We start from the raw sequence: 14,899 nt of genomic DNA on the forward strand, positions 1-14,899 counted from the left end.
CCGCCAATGCCACTTTCAGACACTTTCAAGATAAACTTTGCCAATAAAGCCAATATGCGTTAACCTTACGGCTTCCGCACCCATAGCTCAGTTGGAAGAGTGTCAGTTTCCGAAGCTGGAGGTCACAGGTTCGATCCCTGTTGGGTGCGCCAATTATAAAGAGGCCGTCTGAAAGATGAAAATTTTTCAGACGGCCTTTTGATTTACTTCAAATAAAACTACATTCAATTTCAGATTGCATGGCTATTGCAACACTTTGGCAAATGCCTCGGCTACATAATCGATATTCGATGCATTCAATCCTGCCACACACATCCTGCCTGAATCCAGCAGGTAAACGGCAAACTCGTCACGCAGGCGGCGTACCTGCTCTACGGTTAGGCCTGTATAGCTGAACATACCGCGCTGTTTGATGAAATAGCTGAAATCGCGATTGGGAATTTTGGCCGTCAAAACATCATAAAGTTTCTGACGCATGGCACGGATGCGGTCGCGCATGGCGTAAACCTCGTTTTCCCACAAAGCGCGCAAATCATTGCTGTTCATCACATCAGAAGCGATGTATGCGCCATGCGCGGCAGGACTGGAATAAATACGGCGGACGGTAAATTTCAACTGTCCGAACACCAGCTCCGCTTCTTCCTTATTGGGACACACTACGCTCAAACCGCCGACACGCTCGCCGTACAGCGACAGGTTTTTCGAGAAAGAGTTGCTGACAAACAAAGGCAGACCCATTTCAACAGCTTTACGGATTGCATAGGCATCGCTGTCCAAATCCTCGCCGAAACCTTGATAAGCAATATCCATAAATGGAATCAGCTTTTGCGTTTTGATGATGTCCAACACCTCATCCCATTGCGCTTGCGACATATCTACGCCGGTCGGGTTTTGACAGCATGGGTGCAAAATCAAGACGCTGTTTTCCGGCAATGTTTTGAAAAACGCAGTCATTTCTTCAAATTTCACGCCGACGGTTTCAGGGTTGTAATAAGGATACGTCCCCACTTTAAAACCTGCGCCTTCAAAAATACCTTTATGGTTGTCCCAAGTCGGATCGCTGACATAGGCTTTTGCATCGGGGAACCAACGGTGCAAAAAGTCGGCACCGACTTTCAACGCCCCTGAGCCGCCTAAAGTCTGTACGGTCGCAACGCGCCCTTCTGCCAATGCCGGATTATCCTTGCCAAACAACAAACACTGAACCGCGCTTCGATAAGTGTCCAAACCTTCCATCGGCAGATAAGGAGAGGGGCGCGGTACGGCCGCACGCTCTGCTTCTGCACAGCGGACAGATTCCAAAACCGGCATTTTGCCTTCGTCATCAAAATAAATGCCTATGCTCAAATTGACTTTTTCAGGGCGCTCGTCGCGCTTGAAGGTTTCAACCAAACTCAAAATCGGGTCACCCGGATAATACTCGACATGACGGTACATGGTGCTTCCTTTGTTTTCAGACAGAATGAGGAAGATTGTGGCACTAAAAGGCCTTATTTGCAAAATCAGGCCGTCTGAAAAATTCAGACGGCCTGATTATTTTTAAACGCTACCAATCTACTCGTTTCAAATCGTTTTGTGCCAATACATCCGCATGCTCGCTGCGGCTTTGATATTCCCTGTCCTGCAAAATGCGGCGGGCGACATAATTTAAATGCAGTTTAGCCGCTTCCGCCGCCTCGGCCGGTTTGGCCTGGGCAATGGCTTCAAAAATAGCGCGGTGCTGGGCAATCAGCGTCGGGCGCGGGTCTTCGGTTTGATGGATATAGATAATGCCGCTACGTGTTTGCTGATAAAGCATTTTGAGCAGGCTACTGGAAAGATGACTGAATAGGATATTGTGTGCGGCATCAGCAATAGTTTGATGGAAACTGACGTCTGCCTCGGCTTGATGCTCCAAATTTCCGCTTTCACAGGCCGTTTCAAACTTCTGCCGCCAAAAGTCAATGCGTTTCAAATCGGCGTCAGTCCGTCTTTCGGCAGCCAGCGCCGCCATACAGCCTTCAACGTGACAGCTGAAATCGAATACGTCTGTTTCCCAATTGGTATGTTTGCCGAGCAACTCCTGCCAGCTTTGTAAAAAATCCTGTTGCGGCTTGACGGAAACGTAATAGCCATCGCCCTGCCGCGCTTCCAAAACCTGCTTGGCAATCAAGATATTCAATGCCACCCTGACCGACGGACGCGATACGCCGAATTCTTCCGCAAGCGTACGTTCGGGAGGCAATTTACTGCCTTCTTCATAAATGCCGGTAGCGATACGTTCTTCCAAAACGGCTAAGACCTGATCGCTGATTTTTTGAGGACGAACCAATTTCGTCATGTTGTATTCCTGATGATTGAAGGACAGTTGTATTCAAACGGCCATAAATTGGATTGACCAATTGGCCGCTCATTCTAATCAATCCCCTATTTTTCCGTCAAGGAATACCATTCTCCCCATCGCAAGCAGTTTAATTCAAACACATTCATTTTTATCAAGTAACCTCACCAATGCCTTCAAATCAATATTTTGGTATGACCAATCTTAATAAACAACCTATGCGCCCAAAATCTGAAAATATTGATTTAGATTAAAATCCCACTGCTTCTATTTAACTAGACTTTATGTATAATACTTAGGTATTAGTTAACATAATTCCTAATAATAGAGAGAAACGATATGAAATACCCACCATTACTTATCTTACCCATTGCCTTAGCCGTATCCCAAGCATGGGCAGATACTAACCCTGCACCTGAAGAAACAGTTACCCTTTCCCCTGTCACCGTCACCGGCACACAACAAGAAAAAGCCAATCGCGTTACTTTCAACCCCAAAGCTGCTTTGCAACCCCTCCCTGCCGGAGACGGGGCAGACCTTTTACAATCCGTGCCCAACATGAGCATCATCCGCAAAGGCGGCAGCTCGGGCGATCCGCTGTTCCGTGGCTTGGGCGGCTCGCGCCTCTCCGTCAATGCCGACGACCAGTTTATTTATGGCGGTTGCGGTATGCGCATGGACCCGCCGACTGCCTATATTCACCCAAATTCATTTGATAAAGTCGTGGTCACCAAAGGCCCGCAAACCGTCACCCAAGGCATGGGCTTGGTCAGCGGTTCGGTGCAATTTATCCGTAAAGATCCTGATTTCACTGAAAAACCTTACAACATCAATGCCACCCTGACGGCAGGCAGCAACGACCGTCTTGACGGCTCGCTGGAAGCCGAGTTCGGCGGCAAATACGGCTACGTCCGTACCAATATCTCCCATAACGAAGCCGACGACTACAAAGACGGCGACGGCAACCGCATTCACTCCAACTTCAAACGCGATAGCCAAATGTTGCAACTGGGTGTTACCCCGACAGAAAATACCACCATTGCCGGTACATACGAGCGCAGCAGAGCCAAGGTTGCCTACGCCGACCGCATGATGGACGGCAGCAAATTCGACCGTGATGCATGGAACATCCGCTTCACCCAACGCAACCTTACCCCATGGTTCAGCGAGTTGGAACTGCGCTACGGTAAAAGCAAAATCGACCACGTGATGGACACATACAGCCTGCGTACCATCTACAATCCTGCCGGCAAGCAGATTAAAAATGCCAACAACCCTAAACGCAATACTGATACAGGCCGTCTGAAAGCCACTTTCGACTGGGACAAGCTCAACCTGCAAACCGGTTTGGACTATCTGGACGATGTCCACGTCGCGCGTCATGAGCGTGGCGGTGACGGCTACAGCCACAAGCCTTACATGCCCAACCAAAGTTTCAAACAATGGGGTATTTTCACCGAAGCCTCTTGGCAGCAAACCGACAATCAACGCTGGGTAGCAGGCTTGCGCCACGACCAAGTCAAAGCACATTACGATACCGCGCGCGTGACCGACCCCGTTTTGAAACATCAAAAATTCAATTTGAACTCAGGCTTCCTGCGTTGGGAAAGAAATACGGACAACGGCCTGAAATACTATGCCGGCTTCGGTATTGCCGAACGTGCACCTGACTACTGGGAACGCCTGCGCTCCGAAAACAAAGCCATCCGCGCAGAGCAAAACCGCCAAATCGATGCTGGTGTAATCTGGAAACGTCCTAACCTACACGCATCTGTATCCGTATTCGGCAGCAACATCAAAGACTTCATCATGATGGAGCGCCAAGGCATGGATTTCAACGTACGCAACATCAACGCTTCACGCTTTGGCGGCGAAGCCGAAGTCAAATGGACATTTGCGCCTAACTGGGAAGTCGGCACCAGCCTCGCCTACACCCACGGCAAAAACCGTACCGACGGCAAACCTTTGGCACAAACGCCGCCGCTCGAGTGGAACAACACCCTCGCCTTTGACAACGGCAAATTCAGCGCGGGCGCATTATGGCGCGTCGTAGCCAAACAAAACCGTTACAGCAAAGGCCAAGGTAATATCGTCGGACAAGACATCGGCGCTTCTTCGGGCTTTGGCGTACTCTCGCTCAACGCTGGTTGGAAATTCAGCAAATACGCCACATTACAAGGTGGCGTGGACAACGTGTTCAACAAAACCTATGCTGAATTCGTCAGCCGCGGCGGCGACCCGTCTGCCGGTACACAAACCATGCGCGTGAACGAACCCGGCCGTACTGCATGGCTGAGACTGCAAGCGAAGTTCTAATCAGCCTCATGCGTATATAAAAAGGCCGTCTGAAAAATTTTCAGACGGCCTTAATATTTTTAATGATGTTTTTAAACAAACAGTCCGGCGAAACAATGCAACGCCGGACTGTTTGCTCTCTATCGGATTAAATCAAACCCAAAGAGTTGATGAACACCACAATAATCGCAATCGGCGCAAGATAGCGAAGCGCACCCAACCACAGGTAAAGCAGCTGTTTCGGAATGGTGCTGCCCATGCCCGCATCACGCAGGACAGACTGTTTGTCCTGAACCCATGATGTAAACACGGCAACGCTCAATGCGCCAATCGGCATGATGACGGCAGAAATAATGAAGTCCCACAAATCAAAAATAGTTTTTCCGAAAATCTTAAAATCGCCCCAAACGCCAAATGACAGCGCCGAAGGAATACCAACTATGAAAATCGCAATACCGGTTACCCAAGCGTGACTGCTGCGCTTTTTCTCATCTTGGCGGATGGTTGCCGCGATAACGGTTTCCAGCATGGAAAACGCGGAAGTCAGCGTCGCAAAGACAACCAACAGCATAAACACGGCAAATAAATATGTACCCATCGGCATTTTCATGAATACTGCAGGCAATACGACAAAAATCAAACCAGGGCCTTGGCCGGGCTCAAAACCGAAAGCAAATACCGCAGGGAAAATCACCAAACCGGCTAGCAATGATACAAACAGGTTCATCCACATAATCATATGGCCGGAGCGGAACATATCCTGACTCTTACCCAAATACGAGGCATAGGTAATCATCGCGGACACGCCGATACTCAAAGCAAAAAACGCCTGCCCCAAAGCAGTCAGCATCGTACCCGGTTTCAAATACGACCAATCCGGTTTCAACAAGAATGCCACGCCGTCGATTGCACCGGGCAAGGTCAGCGAACGGATAGCCAGCGCGATAAAAAGGATAAACAAACCCGGCATCAATACGCGGTTTGCCTTTTCAATGCCGTCTGAAACGCCCCCTTTGACCACCCAAATGGTAATCAGCATGAACAAGCCTTGGTAAAACAGCGAACCAAACGGCGATGAAATCGTTTTGCCGAACAAGGCTTCAAAATCCGCACCGGCATGAATTTCGCCGGTAAAGCTGTGTACGACGTAGTTCAATACCCAGCCGCCGACCACGCTGTAAAACGACAGCAAAATAAAACACGCGGCCACACCCATGCGGCCAACCCACGGCCACTGCGAACCCGGGCGCAATGCTTTGAAGGAATCAATGGCGTTTTTGCCGCCTGTACGACCGATGTAAAACTCAGCCAGTTGAACCGGTAAAGCCACCAAAATGGTGAAAATCAAAAACAAAAGAAAGAATACGGCGCCGCCGTTGGTACCGGCTGTATAAGGGAATTTCCAAATTGCACCCAAACCGATGGCCGAGCCTGCCGCAGCAAGCACAAAGCCGATTTTGGATGACCAAGACGAATGGTTGCTCATGATGTAATATTAAGAAACGTGAAGATGCCGAATTGTAACAGGGTGAAGTCAAGCCGTGAGTGGCTGGCAGACAGTCGATAAGTAATTCGCACGGATGGTGCGTACTTACGAAGCAAATTAGCATGAATTTTTGATAATTAAACTTTCAATAGCATAAATTTTATTTTTATATTCTAAATTTGACGGTTTATTTTAAAAATAAGCATATAAAAGGCCGTCTGAAACCTTGTTTTTAAGGTTTCAGACGGCCTTTATCCTTAAGCCGCTTTATTTTTTCATGGCATCGGTCATAACTTTGACATTGTAGCGGTACATGCCGATGTAGCTGTTTGCCGGTGCGCCACCCAATGCATCAGAATACAAACGTCCGCTGACATTAACGCCGGTTTCTTTGGCAATACGGTCAATCATGCGCGTGTCTTTGATGTTTTCAGTAAAGACGGCTTTAATGCCCTCGCGTTTGATTTGGCGGATGATGGAAGCCACTTGTTTGGCAGATGGCTCGGCTTCGCTGCTCACGCCTTGAGGGGCGATGAATTCAATATTGTAGCGTTTGCCCATGTAAGAGAACGCATCATGCCCGGTCAAGACTTTACGCTTGGCGGCAGGTACGGCATTAAAGGCAGCCTGCGCATCACTGTGCAGTTTTTTCAGCTGCATTTGATAGTTGCCCAAACGTTGCTGATAGTAGGTTTTGCCTTCAGGGTCGGCTTGAATCAGCGCATTGGCAACGTTTTGCGCATAAGTACCCATCAGGACGGGGTCGGTCCAAACGTGCGGGTCAAACTCGCCGTGATCGTGATGATGGCCTTCGTGATCGTGGTCATGATGATGGCCGCCCTCTTCTGCTTTCAAAGCCTGAATGCCTTTAGTCGCTTCGGCGAAAGGTACTTTACTCTGTTTGACTGCACGCTGTACATCGGCGGCTTCCAAGCCCAAACCGTTAAGCAATACCAATTTGGCACTGCGGATTTTTTTGATGTCGCCACTGGTCATGTGGTAGGCATGGCTGTCTTGGTTAGGGCCCACCAAGCTTTGAACGGCCACACGGTCGCCACCAATCTGTTTGGCCACGTCGCCCAAAATGCTGAAGCTGGTGACAACAGGCAGCGGAGCGGCATAAGCTGCACCGGTCAATAATGCGGCAACGATGCCGAGTTTCCAATGTTTCATATTCTCTCCAGTGATATAACGTAACATTAACATCATCATAAAACAGACCGCCTGATTATTCAAGCGGCCGTCTGAAAAATCATGCAGTGCGGTGTTTCTTGCGGCGCAGCCATTTTGCCAAAATGCCGCCCTCCCAACCGAACACGACGGAAATCAGGTAAAGCGTGCCGCAGCATAAAATAATCGCCGGGCCGGACGGGATTTCGATATGGTAGGAAAACAACAGTCCTGCCAAGCCGCAAAGCAAAGCCAATGCGACCGACAAAATCATCAGCCAACCCATGCTTTTCGCCCACAGTCTGGCGGTAATCGCCGGCAACATCATCAAACCGACCGACATCAGCGTACCCAGTGCCTGAAAACCGGCAACCAGATTCATCACGACCAGCACCAAAAACAACACATGCCAAAAGCCGCCCTTACCGCCGACAGCCTTGAGGAACAAAGGGTCTATGCTTTCCAACACCAGCGGGCGGAACATGACCGCCATCAGCAAAATAGTAACACTCGCAGAAACGGCAATCAGCTGCAAAGCCGGAATATCCACCGCCAACACCGAGCCAAACAGCAAATGCAGCAAATCGACGCTGCTGCCGTTTTTGCTGACCAAAACCACGCCGATGGCGAGGCTGCTCAAATAAAATGCGGCAAAGTTCGCATCTTCTTTCAATGAAGTAAACCGGCTGACCAAACCAGCCAGCAAAGCCATCAGCAAACCGGCCGCAAAACCGCCGACGCTCATCGCAGGCAAACTCAAACCGGCAAACATATAGCCAATGGCCGCACCGGGCAAAACCGCATGGCTCAAGGCATCGCCCACCAAACTCATGCGGCGCATCACCAAAAATACACCGACAGGCGCCGCGCTCAATGCCAGGCAGAAAATCGACGCCAGGGCATAGCGCATAAAGTCAAATTCGGCGAACGGCGCGACGACCAAATCATATAAATCCATGTTTTATCGCTTTTTTATTAATCTCTGAAAGCCTGAGGCCGTCTGAAAAATACTTACTTTCAGACGGCCTTGTCCATTAAACCGCGCACCAATCGGCCGCTTCCTGTTTCTGCATCATTCGGTTTGCCTGTGCTAAAAACTCATCGGTCAACACATTTTCAGTCGCACCGGCAGTCACTTTTTCACGTGCCAAAAGCAGCGTGTTGGCAAAATATGCCCTCACCTGCTCGTAATCATGCAACACGGCAATCACCGCCTGACCGTCATGATGGCACTGGCGCAAAACTTCCAACAGCGCATAAGTCGTCCGCGCATCCACCGCGTTAAACGGTTCGTCCAGCAGCAAAAATTTGGCATCCTGCACCAGCATCCGCGCGAATAATACGCGTTGGAACTGGCCATTGGACAAATGCGCAATTTGGCGTGTGGCAAAATCCTGCATTTCCACGCGTTCCAAAGCCGCCATCACGCGCTTTTTCTGCGCCGCGTTCACGCGTCCAAAAAAGCCGATTTCATACCACAGCCCCATCGCCGCCAGTTCAAACACCGTCATCGGCTGGCTGCGGTCAATGTCCGACTGCTGTGGCAGATAGGCAATGTCCTTGCGCGCCATATTTTCATAGCGCACGCTGCCCGTATCCGTCTTCTGCAAGCCCATAATGGCTTTGAGCAAGGTCGATTTGCCCGCGCCGTTCGGCCCGAAAATCGTCCACATCTTGCCATCTTCAAACACCATATCCACATGGTGCACCACCGGCCTGCGCTGATAGCTGACCGTCAGATTTTCCACCACGATACTCATGGCGACACCGCCCAAAAATATACAGCCCACAACGCCGCCAATGCGACAAGCGCAATCAGCAACCTTTGCAGCAATCCGGTCAACAATACAGAATTCATAAGCCTAAAACCGCCCTTGTCCGAATACGGACAACAGGCCGTCTGAAAGAAAATTAAAACATTAAAATGATACTGTATAACGTTAACCCTGTAAATTTCTTTCGTTTTCAGACGGCATCGGGCAAAAGGCCGAATATCGGTTACAATCCATTTTTTATTTGATGATTGCCCTATGTCTATTCCACTCTTAAACGAAAAACTCAATACCGAAACCGCCCGCATCTCATGGGAAGAGCTGCAACCCCACTTCGCACGCGGTGCCGCCGTCTATGTTGCGCCCGATTTGGATTTGATTGCCGTCGCCCGCCATGTTGCCGAAGATGAAGCCGCACCATTGAAACAATGGATGGAACAAGGCAAATTCGGTACCATCAGCGATGATATGGCGCGCACATTTTTAGCGGATAATCAGGAAATGTGGGCGGTTGTCGTGGCGCCGTGGGTATTGGTACAGCCCTGCAAAGATTGATAAGGCCGTCTGAAAAAACGAAACCGGAACATTCCCCATGTTCCGGTTTTTCATTTTTCAGACGGCCTATTGCAAAGTAAAGCCTGCTTTGAATTCAAGCTTCGGCACCCCGATAACGAAACGTTTGCCGATACTGTCTTCAAACTCATACGCGCCTTCAATACTGCCCCAAGGCGTACTGATTTGCGAACCGCTGTTGTACTCATAGGCTTCGCCCGGGTACAAAACAGGTTGCTCTTCAATCAAGCCGGCATGACCGACCTGCTCTGTCTCACCGTGTCCATCGGTGATTTCCCAAAAACGCTGACGCAAAGTAATGATTTCATCACTGCGGTTGCAGATGGTAATCAGATAATTGAAGGCGTAGCGGTCGCGATAGACGTCGCTCTGACCGGCCATATAACGCGGCTCCACGTTAATCTCGATTTCATTCATAATTGTTTACCCCATATGGTATTTATTTTATTTCAATCCGGATAATTCCGGCGTGTCCGCCCTATTTTTGCAAAGGGTCGAAACACTTAAAACGCATCACGCGATCCAATAAAACAGGCCCAAGACCATCAAGGTCATCACAGCCGCAATCAAATCATCAAGCATAATGCCTAAACCTCCATGAATCCGCCGGTCAAACCATTTGATCGGCCATGGTTTCAACGCATCAAACAAGCGGAAAATAACAAAAGCCGCCAGCCACCAGCTCCATTTAAACGGAATCAGCGACAGCACCAGCAGCATCGCGACAATTTCATCCCAGACGATACCGCCGTAATCCTGAATACCCAGCTCCCTCTCGGTATAACCGCAAATGCGGATACCCCAAAAAAACAAGGCGATACACAATAAAAGCAATATCCAGCCGTCTATGCCCAACAAGCACAATACAAAAGCCAGAGGTAATGCTGCCAGCGTTCCGGCCGTACCCGGCGCAACCGGCGACAAGCCGCTGCCGAAACCGAATCCTAAAAAACACAATGGTTTTTGCAACAGCCAAGAAAAAGTAGGTTTACGTTCAGCCAAAATGATCAAATCCTAAAGAAGTCAGTTCCAATACGCCGCCTTCGGCATCTAAAATATTCAGACGGCCTGAGTCAGTCATTTTACCAATTCGGGCAACCGGTACGCCACTTTGTTCCGCTACCTGATAAACGCGTTCCCTGTCTTCTGGAGCAGCAGTAAAAATCAGTTCGTAATCATCGCCGCCGGCCAATACCGCCGACAACCATTGCTCGCGCGACAAAACGTTTTTCAATTCAGGCAACGACGGCACACAATCGGCAAATATTTCCGCCCCGACAGCAGAGGCTTTTAAAATATGCCCCACATCTTGAGCCAGGCCGTCTGAAACATCTTGCGCAGCATGAGCAAACGGCAACAATGCCTGACCCAATGAAACGCGCGGCTCCGGACGGAGCAATTTATCATCGCAAACCGCCATGATTTCAGACGGTAATTGATAATGCCCCAAATGTTTGTTCAAAGCAGCGGCAGCCAAACCCAACCGACCCGATACCCAAATATCGTCGCCGACTTCGGCCGCATCACGCCGCAGGGCATTCCCTGTCGGAACTTCACCTACTATCGTTACATTAAAGACCAAATCGCCTTTGGTGGTATCGCCACCAATCAACACCGTATCAAAACGCGCGGCCAAAGCAAAAAAGCTATCGCAAAAACGTTTGAGCCAGTCTTGATTCAATTCAGGCAAGGCAGCACTGAGCAACACCCAACGTGGCTTGGCACCCATAGCGGCCATATCGGATAAGTTTACTGCAAGCATTTTCCATGCCAAATCTTCAGGCGAAACATCTTCAAAAAAATGTCTGCCCTTAACCAACATATCAGCGCTAAAACATAAATCAAATCCGTTACTTGGGCGAATAATAGCGGCATCGTCCCCTATGCCCAAAATCAGACCTTCCGATTTTTGTCGCTGCAAATATTGTCTGATAAAGTCAAATTCTGTCATATTTATCCAATATAACTATAACTTAGATTACTATATCTAATTTTGTGCCAGCCTGATGTTTGCCTGTTAACACGTCAAACATCAAACTTTCATATTATTTAGATATAAAACTCAATAAGTTAAAGGCCGTCTGAAAATATAGATTTCAGACGGCCTCATATTTTCAAACCACTCTGAGCAGGTATATTTACAGATAGACGATTTCGCCTGTCCGCCCCCTGCTCTCTTGGCTTGCCCACCAAATAAATTGCGGCAGGACATCTTCGTAGTTTTTACGTTCGCTTTTCGATTCGCCCGGATGCGATTTGATACGTTGCGGCGAATTGATGGCGCCCGGCACCAAAACATTGGCACGCAGGTTGTCAAAACGTTCCCACTCGTCCGCGGCCACTTTACACAAATAATTGAGTGCGGCTTTGGAAGCACCGAAACCGCCCCAATAGGCTTGCGGTTTTTCGCCGTGGCTTTCGCCGACAAAAATCACAGAAGCGTCTTCGGATTGCTTCAACAATGGGAACAGCGCACGGGTCAAGCCCATAGGCGCAACGGTATTAATACGGTATTGGTTGACCCATTCCGATACGGTTTGGAAGTCCAATGGCGACAAGGCATAGAAATAGCTGGCACAATGTACCACGCCATCCAATTTTCCGCCTGTGGCTTCATCAATGGTTTCCGCGAATTGCTTAAACTCTTTCTCCTCCGCGCTCATCAAATCAAAGCAGATGGCAAACGGCTCAGGGCTGCCCGCAGCCACAATGGCATCATATACTTTTTCCAAACGCTTTTGATGACGCGCCACCAAAATGACAGTCGCTCCGGCAGCTGCATAGGCTTTGGCAACCTGCTCACCCAAGCCTTGGGATGCGCCGGTAACCAAGATGGTTTTGTCCGCTAATGTCGTCATGACTTTTCCTTGAACTTTATGGTTTCGGATATTGTATCGGCTTGGTAAGTTTTGTAAAGTCAAAAAGGCCGTCTGAACATTCAGACGGCCTCAGTTTATTCAACCCGCAAATCCAGCATAAGCTTTTCAGCCGCGGCAAAGCCTGACTGAACTGCAGCTTCCAATGTTGCCGGATAGCGCGGATGGAGATAGTCGCCGGCCGGATAAATACGGCGATGGTGCAGCCATGAGAAATCAGGTTGTACAAAATCAACCGTTGCCGCCGTAGTCGCGCGTTTTTCTGTAATAATGCGTACGGCTTCAGGATTACCCAAATCCGGACAAACTCGCTTAATGTCCGCATGAATTTTCTCGGCCAAATCTTTATCCTTCCAAGCCTCGGCGCAATCGGAAACGCTGATGATAACCGCAACTTCATTATCCGGCAAACCCAACACCCCCCGATGCAACACCCATTGCGCCGTACCATCAGAAAACCCGGTTAAAGGTGCAGGCAGTTTGACTGCTTGGGCATAACGCAAATAAACCGTGGTAATCGCATGGTAACTCAACGATTGATAGGCCGTCTGAATATAGTCAGGCGTATCTTCAGGCAAAAGCGCGTCAACATGATATGGGGCAACAGCCAAAACAACCGCATCAAATACTTCGCCATTGATTTCAATTCGGCCATCGATATGATGGTTTAAATGTGAAACACGAGTTTCAAGATGTATCTTTGCACCATTCTTATGCAGAAAATCCGAAGCCGGTTCGGCTACGATCCGCCCTAAATCCTGCTTAGGCAAAAGATAATCGCTGTTCGCCTTTTCAGACCACACACCATCATTCAATACATTGCATAAAATGCGCAACGATGCCTGTTCTAACGGCGTATTTAAAGCACCCCAAACCAAAGGTTGCCAAAATTGGCCAAGCAGGCTGCGGGGAACATTTCGTGTTCTCAACCACTTCGCAACCATCAAATCGGTTTTATGATGAGCTGCCCAACGTTGCAATGCCGACATATCCGACAGCAATTTGATTTTCAATGAAAAAGAAAGATTTTTCGCACGCAGGATACCGACAAGCAAATGCCAAGGCGCAGGCAGAGAGGCCGTCTGAAACTGTAATCCCTCATGGATGTACCATTGCAAAGGCTGGCGTAAAAAGGCAGACTCGGGTTGAACACCAATATGTTGCATCAAAGTTTGAACACCATGATACGCGCCCAATAAGATATGCTGCCCATTATCCAAAAAGCTGAATCCATCATCTTTCCCGGACAAGGCACGCGCCCTACCGCCAGCCTGTCTCCCAGCCTCAAACAAAGAAATATCAGCTCGCTGGATCAGGGAAACCGCCGCAGACAAACCTGCCCAACCGGCACCAATCACAGCAATTTGTGGACGCTTAGTATTCATGGTTTAAATCCAAACAGCCAAGTTTTCAAAGCAATACGTTTTTTACGGGGAGAAGGAATCGCAATTTTATAAGTCAAAACATTTTGCGCGCCATCACGGTCGATTTCATTCAACAACGCATAATAAATAGCCGCCATAATCAGGCCGACTTTTTGCGATTTCTTATCCTCAGCCGGCAAAAGCAACATCGCTTCACGATAAGTTTCACGCGCCCTATTCACTTGAAACTGCATCATTTTTGCAAAATTGTCTGTCGGTTTGCACTGCATAATTACGTTGGCAGGCACATCAAACTTCTGCATTTCCTCTATCGGTAGATAAATTCTTCCCTGCCGCGCATCTTCGCCCACATCGCGAATAATGTTCGTCAACTGCAAAGCCAAGCCCATTTTGTCCGCATATTCCAAAGTTTTTGGATTGGAAAAACCTAAAATCCGCGCAATAAGGCACCCCACTACCCCTGCAACACGGTGGCAATACAGCTTTAATTCATCAAAACTACCATAACGGGCCTGCTCCAAATCCATCTGCATCCCATCAATCAAAGCTTCAAATTCATTCTTCGGCAAATCAAAACTTACCCGAATATCTTTTAAAGCTTGATGAACGGGATGCTCAGGCATCTCATTATTAAATACTTTCTCCAAATCACTGTGCCACCAGTTCAACGTTATCTGAGCTACATTTGGATCGGTACAGCCATCAACCACATCATCTAGTTCGCGACAAAAAGCATATAAAACAGTAATCGCATTTCTTTTTTCTACCGATAAAAAACGGAAGCCGGATAAAAAACTGGAATGGCTTTCTGCAGCCTTTTGATGACAATAATCCAAAGCAAGCACTGTGTATCCTAAAAATATTGTTATAAATAATTAGCAGGGATTTTATCTGTATTTAAAAAAGTACGCCAATATCAAAAATTCATCTTACAACAAGGCCGTCTGAAAACTATTCTTAAGTATCTTTCAGACGGCCTAATATCTTACGTCGCCAATATCGAAACCAACAGCATCACCACC

The 14,899-nt window shown here is 48.5% G+C and carries 14 protein-coding genes and 1 tRNA gene; 3 read left to right on the plus strand and 12 right to left on the minus strand.

Annotated features, from left to right (window positions below; all coding sequences use genetic code 11):
* Nucleotides 1–76 precede the first annotated feature (76 nt).
* Nucleotides 77–152: transfer RNA gene (locus tag HMPREF3022_RS01775), tRNA-Arg, on the plus strand.
* Nucleotides 153–243: 91 nt separating this feature from the next.
* Here the strand turns inward: HMPREF3022_RS01775 and HMPREF3022_RS01780 are convergent.
* Both HMPREF3022_RS01780 and HMPREF3022_RS01785 read right to left on the minus strand, forming a co-directional pair.
* Nucleotides 244–1,437 carry an amino acid aminotransferase gene (locus tag HMPREF3022_RS01780; RefSeq protein ID WP_049331099.1) on the minus strand — a complete coding sequence of 398 codons (1,194 nt, stop codon included), beginning with the start codon at nucleotides 1,435–1,437 and terminating at the stop codon, nucleotides 244–246.
* A 109-nt stretch (nucleotides 1,438–1,546) separates the two neighbouring features.
* Nucleotides 1,547–2,320 carry a FadR/GntR family transcriptional regulator gene (locus HMPREF3022_RS01785; protein WP_049331101.1) on the minus strand — a complete coding sequence of 258 codons (774 nt, stop codon included), beginning with the start codon at nucleotides 2,318–2,320 and terminating at the stop codon, nucleotides 1,547–1,549.
* A gap of 339 nt (nucleotides 2,321–2,659) precedes the next feature.
* Between HMPREF3022_RS01785 and HMPREF3022_RS01790 the strand changes: the two genes are divergently transcribed.
* Nucleotides 2,660–4,636, plus strand: coding sequence for a TonB-dependent copper receptor (locus HMPREF3022_RS01790; protein ID WP_070765043.1), 1,977 nt, complete (start codon nucleotides 2,660–2,662; stop codon nucleotides 4,634–4,636).
* Between the two features lie 127 nt (nucleotides 4,637–4,763).
* On the opposite strand, the gene HMPREF3022_RS01795 is transcribed toward HMPREF3022_RS01790, so the two are convergent.
* The 4 genes from HMPREF3022_RS01795 to HMPREF3022_RS01810 all read right to left on the minus strand — a co-directional run bounded on the left by HMPREF3022_RS01795 (nucleotide 4,764) and on the right by HMPREF3022_RS01810 (nucleotide 9,031).
* The gene (locus tag HMPREF3022_RS01795; protein WP_070765044.1) at nucleotides 4,764–6,101 is read right to left on the minus strand and encodes a sodium-dependent transporter; all 1,338 of its coding nucleotides are present in this window, start codon (nucleotides 6,099–6,101) and stop codon (nucleotides 4,764–4,766) included.
* 267 nt (nucleotides 6,102–6,368) lie between these two features.
* Entirely contained in the window at nucleotides 6,369–7,274 is a 906-nt protein-coding gene (locus HMPREF3022_RS01800; protein WP_049331107.1) for a metal ABC transporter solute-binding protein, Zn/Mn family, read from the minus strand.
* 79 nt (nucleotides 7,275–7,353) lie between these two features.
* Nucleotides 7,354–8,229: a metal ABC transporter permease gene (locus tag HMPREF3022_RS01805; protein WP_003685375.1), complete on the minus strand. Its 876-nt coding sequence runs from the start codon at nucleotides 8,227–8,229 to the stop codon at nucleotides 7,354–7,356.
* A 76-nt stretch (nucleotides 8,230–8,305) separates the two neighbouring features.
* Entirely contained in the window at nucleotides 8,306–9,031 is a 726-nt protein-coding gene (locus tag HMPREF3022_RS01810; protein ID WP_210399649.1) for a metal ABC transporter ATP-binding protein, read from the minus strand.
* 270 nt (nucleotides 9,032–9,301) lie between these two features.
* Here HMPREF3022_RS01810 and HMPREF3022_RS01820 point away from each other — a divergent pair, with 270 nt between their 5' ends.
* Nucleotides 9,302–9,598 (plus strand): DUF2288 domain-containing protein, encoded by a 297-nt coding sequence (locus HMPREF3022_RS01820; protein ID WP_049331111.1) that lies wholly within the window; start codon nucleotides 9,302–9,304, stop codon nucleotides 9,596–9,598.
* A 66-nt stretch (nucleotides 9,599–9,664) separates the two neighbouring features.
* Here the strand turns inward: HMPREF3022_RS01820 and apaG are convergent, their stop codons facing one another.
* From apaG to hpnD, 6 genes are all read right to left on the minus strand, one after another.
* Nucleotides 9,665–10,033, minus strand: a complete 369-nt coding sequence (gene apaG, locus HMPREF3022_RS01825) for a Co2+/Mg2+ efflux protein ApaG (RefSeq protein WP_003682575.1) — start codon at nucleotides 10,031–10,033, stop codon at nucleotides 9,665–9,667.
* A gap of 96 nt (nucleotides 10,034–10,129) precedes the next feature.
* A complete protein-coding gene (locus tag HMPREF3022_RS01830; protein WP_049331121.1) occupies nucleotides 10,130–10,618 on the minus strand; it encodes a phosphatidylglycerophosphatase A family protein in 489 nt (162 codons plus the stop codon).
* Entirely contained in the window at nucleotides 10,611–11,567 is a 957-nt protein-coding gene (gene thiL / locus HMPREF3022_RS01835) for a thiamine-phosphate kinase (RefSeq protein ID WP_004520628.1), read from the minus strand. The genes HMPREF3022_RS01830 and thiL overlap by 8 nt, the downstream gene beginning before the upstream one ends.
* A 187-nt stretch (nucleotides 11,568–11,754) precedes the next feature.
* Complete coding sequence (locus tag HMPREF3022_RS01840; protein ID WP_049331115.1) at nucleotides 11,755–12,474, minus strand: SDR family oxidoreductase; 720 nt, start codon at nucleotides 12,472–12,474, stop codon at nucleotides 11,755–11,757.
* 95 nt (nucleotides 12,475–12,569) lie between these two features.
* Nucleotides 12,570–13,877, minus strand: coding sequence for a hydroxysqualene dehydroxylase HpnE (gene hpnE / locus HMPREF3022_RS01845; RefSeq protein WP_049331116.1), 1,308 nt, complete (start codon nucleotides 13,875–13,877; stop codon nucleotides 12,570–12,572).
* Nucleotides 13,874–14,722: a presqualene diphosphate synthase HpnD gene (gene hpnD / locus HMPREF3022_RS01850; protein ID WP_049331117.1), complete on the minus strand. Its 849-nt coding sequence runs from the start codon at nucleotides 14,720–14,722 to the stop codon at nucleotides 13,874–13,876. The genes hpnE and hpnD overlap by 4 nt, the downstream gene beginning before the upstream one ends.
* Nucleotides 14,723–14,899 lie beyond the last annotated feature (177 nt).

The organism is Neisseria sp. HMSC065C04 (assembly GCF_001815375.1).
Lineage (GTDB): Bacteria > Pseudomonadota > Gammaproteobacteria > Burkholderiales > Neisseriaceae > Neisseria > Neisseria flavescens_D.

Bases quoted from the DNA above. Each gene is read 5' to 3' on its own strand.
- HMPREF3022_RS01780 (WP_049331099.1), bottom strand. From the start codon at position 1,437: ATGTACCGTCATGTCGAGTATTATCCGGGTGACCCGATTTTGAGTTTG.
- HMPREF3022_RS01785 (WP_049331101.1), bottom strand. From the start codon at position 2,320: ATGACGAAATTGGTTCGTCCTCAAAAAATCAGCGATCAGGTCTTAGCC.
- HMPREF3022_RS01790 (WP_070765043.1), top strand. From the start codon at position 2,660: ATGAAATACCCACCATTACTTATCTTACCCATTGCCTTAGCCGTATCC.
- HMPREF3022_RS01795 (WP_070765044.1), bottom strand. From the start codon at position 6,101: ATGAGCAACCATTCGTCTTGGTCATCCAAAATCGGCTTTGTGCTTGCT.
- HMPREF3022_RS01800 (WP_049331107.1), bottom strand. From the start codon at position 7,274: ATGAAACATTGGAAACTCGGCATCGTTGCCGCATTATTGACCGGTGCA.
- HMPREF3022_RS01805 (WP_003685375.1), bottom strand. From the start codon at position 8,229: ATGGATTTATATGATTTGGTCGTCGCGCCGTTCGCCGAATTTGACTTT.
- HMPREF3022_RS01810 (WP_210399649.1), bottom strand. From the start codon at position 9,031: ATGAGTATCGTGGTGGAAAATCTGACGGTCAGCTATCAGCGCAGGCCG.
- HMPREF3022_RS01820 (WP_049331111.1), top strand. From the start codon at position 9,302: ATGTCTATTCCACTCTTAAACGAAAAACTCAATACCGAAACCGCCCGC.
- apaG (WP_003682575.1), bottom strand. From the start codon at position 10,033: ATGAATGAAATCGAGATTAACGTGGAGCCGCGTTATATGGCCGGTCAG.
- thiL (WP_004520628.1), bottom strand. From the start codon at position 11,567: ATGACAGAATTTGACTTTATCAGACAATATTTGCAGCGACAAAAATCG.
- HMPREF3022_RS01840 (WP_049331115.1), bottom strand. From the start codon at position 12,474: ATGACGACATTAGCGGACAAAACCATCTTGGTTACCGGCGCATCCCAA.
- hpnE (WP_049331116.1), bottom strand. From the start codon at position 13,877: ATGAATACTAAGCGTCCACAAATTGCTGTGATTGGTGCCGGTTGGGCA.